Raw genomic sequence first — 8,889 nt, 5'->3', positions numbered from 1 at the left:
TCAAGGAACGGACGCTTCCTTCGAAACCAATCGGTTCTGACGATGCAGTACCGGTTTCTCCGGACGTTTGCCCTTTCGGTGTCTCCGACTCTATCAGATCCGTTTTCCGGCCCGTTTCCGTGCCGTCTCCCGAATCGGATTCCCCTGTCGGCGGGGCGCCTTCCGGCTGACCGCTACTTTAGGGCCTTTCCCCGCCCGGCTCCAAATCGAGCCGAATCGCAAAAGCAATTCACCATGCCAAGGCACGACGAACAGACCCCCGCAAAGGGAGTGCGCTCAGTAGTAGAGGATCCGCCGGAACGGCGGGAGGAGTCACCAGATGCCGTGACCGGCCGCTGACAACCCGAGGAACCTTACGGATCACTCGTGGCGGTGTCAAACGAGGTCAGGTGCCGACCGCAGCGCTACCGGCGACGGACCAACTCCCGCCGGGCGTCCGGCAGTCCGGCAGTCCGGCAGTCCGGCAGTCCGGCAGTCCGGCAGTCGGAGTGTCCTCCCGACCGCAGCGGCGGTCAGTCCAGGTCGGTGAGTCGGCCGCCGGCGTCGGGCTGGGCGTGTTCGACGCGGCGCAGGAGGCGAGTGAGGAGGTCACCGAGCTGCACCCGCTCCTCCGTGGCGAGGTCCTGGAGGAGCTCCTCCTCGAAGACCGAGGCCATGCGCATGACCTCGAGCCACTTCTCCCGGCCGGTGTCGGTGAGGCCGATGATGACGCGGACCCGGTTGTCCGGGTCACGCTCCCGGGTGACCAGGTCCTGGGTGAGCATCCGGTCGATGCGATGTGTCATCGCTGCCGGGGTGAGGCCGAGCCGTCTGGCGATGGTGCCGGGCCAGAGCTGGTAGGGATTGCCGGCCATGACGAGTTCCTTGAGGACCTCCCACTCCGGGCTGCTGAGGCCGAGCGTCGCGAGCTGGCGGCCGTAGGCCACGCTCATTCTGCGATCCAGCCTGCTCAGAGCGTTGACGACCTTCTCCACCTGAGGGTCGAGCTCGCGGTACTCCCGCTGGTAGATGGCGATCTGCTCGTCCAGCGTCGGTTGTCGGTCCGGCATGTGCGCAGTATCGCACGGCAACTCATTCGCTCTAAACGCTTGCGCTGTGTATTCTTTAGCATCGAACTTTAGCTTCGAAGTCTTCGTAGCTGTACTCCTTGTCCCCTTCGACTCAGGTAGGTGAGTGTTGACCACGGCTGTGTCCTCGGCGTCCTCGGCGTCCTCGGCGTCCTCGGCGACGGCCGTCGCGCTGCGGCGGATCCAGCTCGGAAACGCGCTGGCGGCTTTCGGAAACGGCTTCACGGTGCCGTTCCTCTTCGTCTATGTCGCGCGGGTGCGCGAGCTCGGTGACGGCACGGCGGGCGCGGTGCTCGCCGCGTTCGCCGCCGCCGCGCTGCTCGTGCTGCCCTTCACCGGGCGTGTCATCGACCGGAGCGGCCCCATGGTGATGGTCGTCGTCGGTGCCGTTTCGGCCGCACTGGGCGCGCTGGGCTTCGGCCTGTCGACCGGTGCTGCTGCCGTGCTGGTCGCATCCGCCGTGATGGGCGCCGGGATCGCCGTGCTGCAGCCCGCACTCGCGACGATGATCGTGTGGTGCTCGACGCCGGGGTCCCGCTCGCGTGCCTTCGCCACCCAGTTCTTCCTCAACAACCTCGGGCTCGGGGTCGGCGGGCTGCTGGGCGGGATGCTCGTCGACGAGCACGACCCGGCGAGCTTCACTCTGCTGTTCGTCATCGAGGCGACGATGTTCCTGGTGCTGCTCGCGGTGCTGGTGACGGTGCGGATGAGCCGTCCGGCGGCCGCAGCGGCCGAGGAAGGCGCCGACGCGGCCGGTGCACGAGGCTCCGGCTGGGGTGTGCTGCTGCGGGACCGGTCGATGGTGCTGCTGTGCGTCCTGGGGTTCGTGATCTTCTTCGGGTGCTACGGGCAGTTCGAGTCGGGGCTGTCGGCGTACGCGGTGGAGGTCACCCGGATCTCGACGTCCACGCTGGGAATCGCGCTGGCTGCCAACACGGCGATGATCGTGCTGGCCCAGTTCGTGGTGCTGCGGCTCGTGGAGCGGCGGCGGCGCAGCCGGGTCGTGGCTCTGGTGGGCCTGATCTGGACGGTCGCATGGTTGGCCGCGGGGGCTTCCGGGCTTGTGCACGGGGCGCAGGCGGTGGCTACCGCGCTGCTCATCGGCACCTACGCGCTGTTCGGGATCGGCGAGACCATGCTGTCGCCCACGGTGGCGCCGCTGGTCGCGGACCTGGCTCCGGCGCGCCTGGTGGGCCAGTACAACTCCGCTTTCGCGCTGGTGAAGCAGTTGGCGCTGGCCGTGGGCCCCGCCGTGGGCGGGGCGCTCGCCGCGGCGGGTGCCTGGTCGGCGTACATCGTGGTGCTGGTGCTGTGCTGCCTGGGCGTCGCCGGACTGGCGCTGGTGCTGGGACGGCGGCTCACCGACCGCGAGGACCGGCCGGGATCGGTCATCGTGGCGCGCGGCGAGTCGACCCGCCCGGTCGTCGAGGAGCAGCCTGTCGGGGCTGCCTGCTGAGGTTCCGCAGGCCCGGCGGTTCCCGGCCGGATGCGCAGCGGGCGGGCAGCTTCCCGGGCCCAGCTTCCCGCGCCCGATGCGCCACGGGGGCGGGGGTGAGGGGCGGGTCCGGCGAGAGCCGCCCGGCCCCCGACAGGACGCCCGGCCTCAGCCGGTCCGGGCTCCCGGCCCGCCCGTCCGTCCGCGGCACGTAGGCGCCGGCCCGCCGTAGGTGCCTACGTGCCGGGCAGTGCGAACTCGCACCACACGGACTTGCCGCCGCCCGGGGTGCGGCGGCTCCCCCACGCCGAGGCGATCGTCGCGATGATCGAGATGCCGCGCCCGGCCTCGTCGGCCGGTTCGGCGCGGCAGCGGCGCGGGAGGTGGTCGTCCCCGTCGGTGACCTCGATGATCAGGCGGCGGTCGGTGCGGCGCAGCAGCAGCCGCATGGGCGGGGTGCCGTGCTGGAGGGAGTTGGCCACCAGTTCGCTGGCGGCCAGGACGCCCAGGTCGCGGAGTTCGGTGGGGAAGCGCCAGGAGGCCAGGACGCCGGAGGCGAAGGCGCGGGCGCGCGGGGCCGCTTCGGTGCCGCCGAGCAGGTCGAGCGCCGCGTTGTGGAACAGCTCGGCGTCGGGGCCGGTCCGTGCGGGGTGCTGGAAGACGAGGAGCGCCACGTCGTCGTCGTGGTCCTCGGTGATGCCCAGGGCGCGCAGCAGCCGGTCGCAGACGATGTCGGGCGAGCCGGTGGCGCCTGCGAAGGCGTGTTCGAGTGCGGCCACGCCCTCGTCGATGTCGGCGTCCCGGCGTTCGATCAGGCCGTCGGTGTAGAGGACGGCGGTGGCGCCCTCCGGCAGCGGCAGGCTGCCGGAGGTGTGCAGCCAGCCGCCGGTGCCCAGCGGCGGGCCGGTGTGCTCGGTGGCCCGCAGGACGGTGCCGTCCGCGTCTCGCACCAGGATGGGCACGTGTCCGGCGGAGGCGTAGCTGAGGCAGCCCTCGTTGGGGTCGTGGACGGCGTAGACGCAGGTGGCGATCTGGGAGGCGTCGATCTCGGCGGCGAGTCCGTCGAGGAGTTGCAGGATCTCGTGCGGGGGCAGGTCGAGCCGCGCGTAGGCGCGGACCGCAGTGCGGAGCTGTCCCATGACGGCGGCGGCGCGTACTCCCCGGCCCATGACGTCGCCGATGACGAGCGCGGTGCGGCCGGCGCCGAGGGTGATGACGTCGTACCAGTCGCCGCCGACGGCGGCGTCCGTTCCGCCGGGCTGGTAGGTGGCGGCGACGCGCAGGTCGTCGGGCTGTTCCAACTCCTGGGGCAGCAGGCTGCGCTGGAGGGTGACAGCGGCCTCGCGCTGCCGGCGCTCGCTGGCACGCAGCCGCTCCGCGGCCTCCACCTGGTCGGTGACGTCCGCGGCGAAGATGAGCACTCCGCTGTCGCCCGAGGTGCTGATCGGGGTGCAGGTGAAGGTGTAGTAGCCGGGGCGCCGTCTGCCGCCGGACACGCCGTGCTGCGGCGGGACGCGGCGGGATTTGACCGTACGCGGCCGACCGCTGCGCCGGACCTGGTCCATCAGCGGGAGCAGGCCGAGTTCGACCAGTTCGGGCAGGGCCTCGCGGGCCGCCGCACCGGTGGGGCGGGGTCCGAAGACGCGGCTGTAGGCGTCGTTGACGAACGCGATGCGGTGTTCGGGGCCGTGCACGACGGCGGCCAGCGCCGGGACCTCCCCGAGCAGGGCGCGGACCGGGAGCGCGTCGATGGCCCGTCTGCGCTGCCGTCCCGCCTCGTCGGACGCGGTCCCGGCGCTCGCTCCGAGGTCGGCTCCGGCGCCCGTGCCGACGTCTGTTCGGACATCGGCCCCGGTCCGGTTTTCGGTTCCGACCCCGGTTCCGGTTCCGGGGTCGGAAGGAGCTTCTTCTGCCGGTTCGGCTTCGTGCTCCGGCTCGGCTTCCTGTCCTGGGACGAATGCGGGGCTCGGCGCGGAATCCGGTGCGGTCTCCGCTCCGGGGCCGCCGGGGGAGCCCGCACCGGCCTCGGCAGACGGGCGGCTGCGGGCCGCGGGGACGGTGGGGCTGTCGGAGACGTCGTCGTGCGGGTGGGCCGCGCGGTCGGGCGCCGTCCGGTCGCGCGCGGCGCGCTCGGGTGCCGCGCGGCGGCCGGACGGGGCGGTCGCGGGAGCGGCAGCCGGACCGGTCGGCGGTTCTCCGCCGCCGGCTTCCGCCTCACCCTCCCCGGCGCCGCTGCCGTTGCTGCCGCTGGTCCCGTTGCCCTCGTCCGTACGGCTCTCGGAGGTCCCGGCCGACCGCGCTCGCGCCTTTATCGCGGCCTGGGCGGCTGCGGTGCGCCGCTGTGTGCCGGGCAGTCGGGCGCTCCAGCGCGTGAAGTTCACGTCGTCCGATTCCTTGTGTGGTTCGCGGTGTTCGCGGTGTTCGCTCGGTCGCTCCGGACCGCTTCGGGGTCACGCTTCGCAGGCGCGGGCCCACCCATGGTCACATGCCCAGTGTGGCCCACCGTGCCGGTGGAACCCTCAGTTCTCGTCGGGGCGCCGTACGGTGCCCGCCGCGGATTCGAACTCGGCACGGGGGTGCTCCAGCGAGCCGAGGGAGACGATCTCCCTCTTGAACAGGCCGGAGAGTACCCATTCCGCCAGCACCCGTGCCTTCCGGTTGAAGGTCGGCACCCGGCTCAGGTGGTAGGCGCGGTGCATGAACCAGGCAGGGTAGCCCTTGAGTTTCCGTCCGTACACGTGGGCGACGCCCTTGTGCAGCCCGAGGGAGGCGACGGAGCCCGCGTAGGAGTGCCGGTAGGGGGTGGGTTCCCGTCCTTCGCTCACGGCCGCGAGGTTGTCGGCGAGGCTGCGGGCCTGCCGGACGGCGTGCTGCGCGTTGGGGGCGCACAGCGGGGGCTCCGCGCCGTCCGTCGGCTCCGTGTCCGCGGTGAGGTCCGGCACGGCCGCCGCGTCGCCGGCCGACCAGGCGTGCTCGGTTCCCTCGACGCGCAGGGTGGCCGCGCACTTGAGCTTGCCGCGCGCGGTGACCGGCAGGCCGGTACGGGCCAGCAGGGGGTGCGGTTTGACGCCGGCCGTCCACACCAGGGTGCGGGCCGGGTGGCGGGAGCCGTCGCTGAGGACGGCGACCCGGTTCTCGCACGAGTCCAGCCGGGTCTCCAGGCGCACGTCGATGTTGCGGGCACGCAGCTCGCGCAGCGCGTACCCGCCCATCTCCGCTCCGACCTCCGGCAGGATCCGGTCGCTCGCCTCCACCAGCAGGAAGCGCAGGTCGTGGGCGGAGATGTTGTGGTAATAGCGGCAGGCGTAGCGGGCCATGTCCTCCAGTTCGGCCAGCGCCTCGACGCCCGCATAACCGCCGCCGACGAAGACGAAGGTGAGGGCCGCGTCCCGGAGGGCGGGGTCGCGGGTGGAGGAGGCGATGTCGAGCTGTTCGAGCACGTGGTTGCGGAGCCCGATGGCCTCCTCGACGGTCTTGAACCCGATGCCGTGCTCGGCCAGGCCGGGCACCGGAAGCGTGCGCGAGACGGATCCGGGTGCCAGCACGAGTTCGGTGTAGGGCAGTTCGAGGGTCCGCGGCTCGGGCTGCTCCCCCGGGGCGGCCCGGGCCGCGCGGGCGGCGTCGGCCTCGGCCGTGGCGAGTGTGCTGATGTGCGCGACGCGGCGTGCGTGGTCGATGGTGTGCGCTTCGCCGACGATGACCTGGCAGTCCGGCAGTACGCGGCGCAGGGGGACGACGACGTGCCGGGGGGAGATCGATCCGGCCGCGGCCTCGGGCAGGAACGGCTGGTACGTCATATACGGGTCGGGGTCCAGGATCGTGAGGGTGACCCCGGCCGCGGACGCCAGTGACGAGGCGACGGGCGCGCCCGGCGTGCCCAGGGCGTCCGGTGCGTCCGGCGCGGCAGCCCCGACCGCGCCGGCGGCGAGCTTGAGGCGCTGCTTGAGTCTGCGCTGGAGGCGCAGAGCCGTGTACATGCCGACGTAGCCGCCGCCGACGACCAGGATGCGCGCGGGTTCCGCAGGTTCCTTCGTGGCCTTCGTCACCTGACCATGACGCACCCTCGGCCCCTCGTTTGTCCACAGGACACGTCAATCATGTGACCAGAGCGCGCCGGGCGCCCGCGGTACCGCCGATGTCGTAGTGGGGTCGGTCCGCGCAGGTCACAGCAGGTATGAGGAGGGCGGGCAGGGGTTCGGGGCGCAGTACGGCCGATACCGGGGTCCGGCTGACGGAGGGCCGTGCCCGGACGCCCTCTTCTCTCTCGGGGTGGGCTCAACTATGTTCGTACCCCAGCGGGTGCGGCCTCTGGACCAGTGCGCCGTATCCCGGCCCCGCGGACGCGGGGGTCTCCGGGGGGAGACATGGATTTACCGGGGGAACAACGATGCGCATTCAGGGTATTCACGGCTCTCGTGCGGGGGCGGCGCCGACCGCTGTCCCGACCGTTGCGGAGAGCCAGGCCACCGCACACGCCACCGCGACCGCGGCCGCCCGGCGGACCGCTCCGCTGCGGGTGGACGCACAGCGGAATCTGGAGCACGTACTGCGCGCGGCGCGCGAGGTCTTCGGCGAGCTGGGCTACGGCGCGCCGATGGAGGACGTCGCACGCCGGGCACGGGTGGGGGTCGGGACGGTCTACCGCCGCTTCCCGAGCAAGGACGTGCTGGTCAGGCGGATAGCCGAGGAAGAGACAGCACGGCTGACCGAACAGGCGCGGGCTGCGCTGGGCCAGGAGGAGGAACCCTGGTCGGCGCTCTCCCGCTTCCTGCGCACCTCGGTCGCCTCCGGAGCGGGGCGGCTGTTGCCGCCTCGGATACTCCGGGCCGAGAGCCGGGCCGAGAGCGCGCTGCGGGTGCCTCAGCAGCGCACCTCGGCGCCGGGCGAGTCGGCCGAGGCACCCGCCCGCACCGAGGGCGGCCAGCCGGAGCTGCGGCTGGTCGAGCGGGCGCCGGCCGCCGCGGCGACCGCCGAGGGCGGGTCGAGCGCGGTGTACGACGGGCTGGACGACGACCCCGGGGCGGCCGAGCTGCTGCAGGTCGTCGGGCAGTTGGTCGAGCGGGCGCGGGCGGCGGGCGAGCTGCGGCCGGACGTGACCGTCGGCGATGTGCTGCTGGTGATCGCGACCGCCGCGCCCTCGCTGCCGGACGCGGCGCAGCAGGCCGCTGCCTCGACCCGGCTGCTGGACATCCTGCTGGAAGGGTTGCGCTCCCACACCGGGCGCTGACCGGGCCCCGATCGGGGCGCTGAGCAACCTGTCGCCCGGCGTACCCATTTCCCGTCGGTCGTCCTGTCGGTCGTCCCGTGGTCCCATCGTCCCGTAGGTCACCACCGGTCGCCCGGCGTTCCGCCCGGCCCCGTGCCTGCCGCGGAGGCCGGGCGGCGGCGCGCTGCCCATGGACCGCCGCGCGGGCCGTGGATGCCTGGCCGGCTGCTGACGCCCCGCTTCGGTATTCGCAGAACCGTGCGGAACACCCCGAACGAGTGGTTGGTCTGCTTGTCGGGTTCCGGTCCGCCGGGGCTGTGCCACTCTGACGCGATGGTCGGCACGCAGGGCGAGTACGAAAGTCGCGGCTATGGGTGGTGACAGGGAGCAGAGGCCCGGAATGCCCGGCCCGGACCCCGCGCAGGGGAAGCCCGGGAAGGGCGCCGGGCGCCAGGTGCCCGAGCAGCGGCGGCGCCCCGGCTGCGCGGAGGACCAGGGGAACCGCTGTGATGCCGGCCGTCCCCCACGCGGTACCGAGCGCGGCATCCGGAGCGGGCTCGGCAGCCGCGGCGTCTCCGACGTGGAGTTGCTCGCCCGGATGCGGGAGGGCGACGACAGGGCGTACGAGGAGTTGTACCGGCGGCATGCCGAGCCGGTGCGCCGCTACGCCCGTACCTGCTGCCGGGACGCGGACACCGCGGAGGACCTCACGGGCGAGGTCTTCGCGCGCACACTGCAGGCCGTGCGCGGCGGCAAGGGACCCGAGGCGTCGGTCCGCGCCTATCTCCTCGCCTCCGTGCGGCGGGTGGCGGCGGACTGGGCGCGGACCCGGCGGCGCGAGCGGCTGGTGGACGACTTCGCGGCATTCGCCCAGGCGGCCGCCGCCGGCTCCGCTCGCGGAGAGGGCGAGACGTCGGCGCCCGGTGCCGAGGTGCGGGCGATGCGGGAGGCGGAGCAGAAGCTGATCGTCCGGGCGTTCCGGAGTCTGTCCGAGTACGACCGGATGCTGCTGTGGCACACCGCCGTCGAGGGCGTGCCGCCGCAGGAGGTGGCACCGCTGCTGGGCAAGTCCCGCGGGGCCACGGCGACGGCGGCCCACCGGGCGCGGGAACACCTCAAGCAGGCGTACCTCCAGGCCCATGTGAGCCAGGCGCTGACGACCGAGGGCGGAGCGTGCGCGC

At 72.9% G+C, this 8,889-nt stretch carries 5 protein-coding genes and 1 pseudogene; 3 read left to right on the top strand and 3 right to left on the bottom strand.

Annotated elements, in window-relative coordinates; genetic code table 11:
- Window positions 1-512: 512 nt before the first annotated feature.
- Complete coding sequence (locus BMX65_RS07060; RefSeq protein ID WP_074999236.1) at window positions 513-1,049, bottom strand: MarR family winged helix-turn-helix transcriptional regulator; 537 nt, start codon at window positions 1,047-1,049, stop codon at window positions 513-515.
- A gap of 127 nt (window positions 1,050-1,176) precedes the next feature.
- Here BMX65_RS07060 and BMX65_RS07055 point away from each other — a divergent pair, with 127 nt between their 5' ends.
- Window positions 1,177-2,523 (top strand): MFS transporter, encoded by a 1,347-nt coding sequence (locus BMX65_RS07055; protein WP_239501764.1) that lies wholly within the window; start codon window positions 1,177-1,179, stop codon window positions 2,521-2,523.
- 215 nt (window positions 2,524-2,738) lie between these two features.
- Here the strand turns inward: BMX65_RS07055 and BMX65_RS07050 are convergent, their stop codons facing one another.
- Together BMX65_RS07050 and BMX65_RS07045 are read right to left on the bottom strand one after the other, a co-directional pair.
- Window positions 2,739-4,883: an ATP-binding SpoIIE family protein phosphatase gene (locus BMX65_RS07050; protein ID WP_074999234.1), complete on the bottom strand. Its 2,145-nt coding sequence runs from the start codon at window positions 4,881-4,883 to the stop codon at window positions 2,739-2,741.
- A gap of 138 nt (window positions 4,884-5,021) precedes the next feature.
- Entirely contained in the window at window positions 5,022-6,479 is a 1,458-nt protein-coding gene (locus tag BMX65_RS07045) for an NAD(P)/FAD-dependent oxidoreductase (RefSeq protein WP_074999314.1), read from the bottom strand.
- Between the two features lie 410 nt (window positions 6,480-6,889).
- Between BMX65_RS07045 and BMX65_RS07040 the strand changes: the two genes are divergently transcribed.
- Both BMX65_RS07040 and BMX65_RS34250 read left to right on the top strand, forming a co-directional pair.
- Window positions 6,890-7,729, top strand: coding sequence for a TetR/AcrR family transcriptional regulator (locus BMX65_RS07040; RefSeq protein WP_074999233.1), 840 nt, complete (start codon window positions 6,890-6,892; stop codon window positions 7,727-7,729).
- A gap of 349 nt (window positions 7,730-8,078) precedes the next feature.
- Window positions 8,079-8,822, top strand: a pseudogene (locus BMX65_RS34250) (RNA polymerase sigma factor); the annotation flags it as partial.
- Between the last annotated feature and the right edge of the window lie 67 nt (window positions 8,823-8,889).

Origin of the sequence: Streptomyces qinglanensis (assembly GCF_900111245.1) — a bacterium.
GTDB classification, from domain to species: domain Bacteria; phylum Actinomycetota; class Actinomycetes; order Streptomycetales; family Streptomycetaceae; genus Streptomyces; species Streptomyces qinglanensis.
Note: the sequence above shows the minus strand (reverse complement) of the source record. Positions and strands in the feature narration are given on the sequence as shown.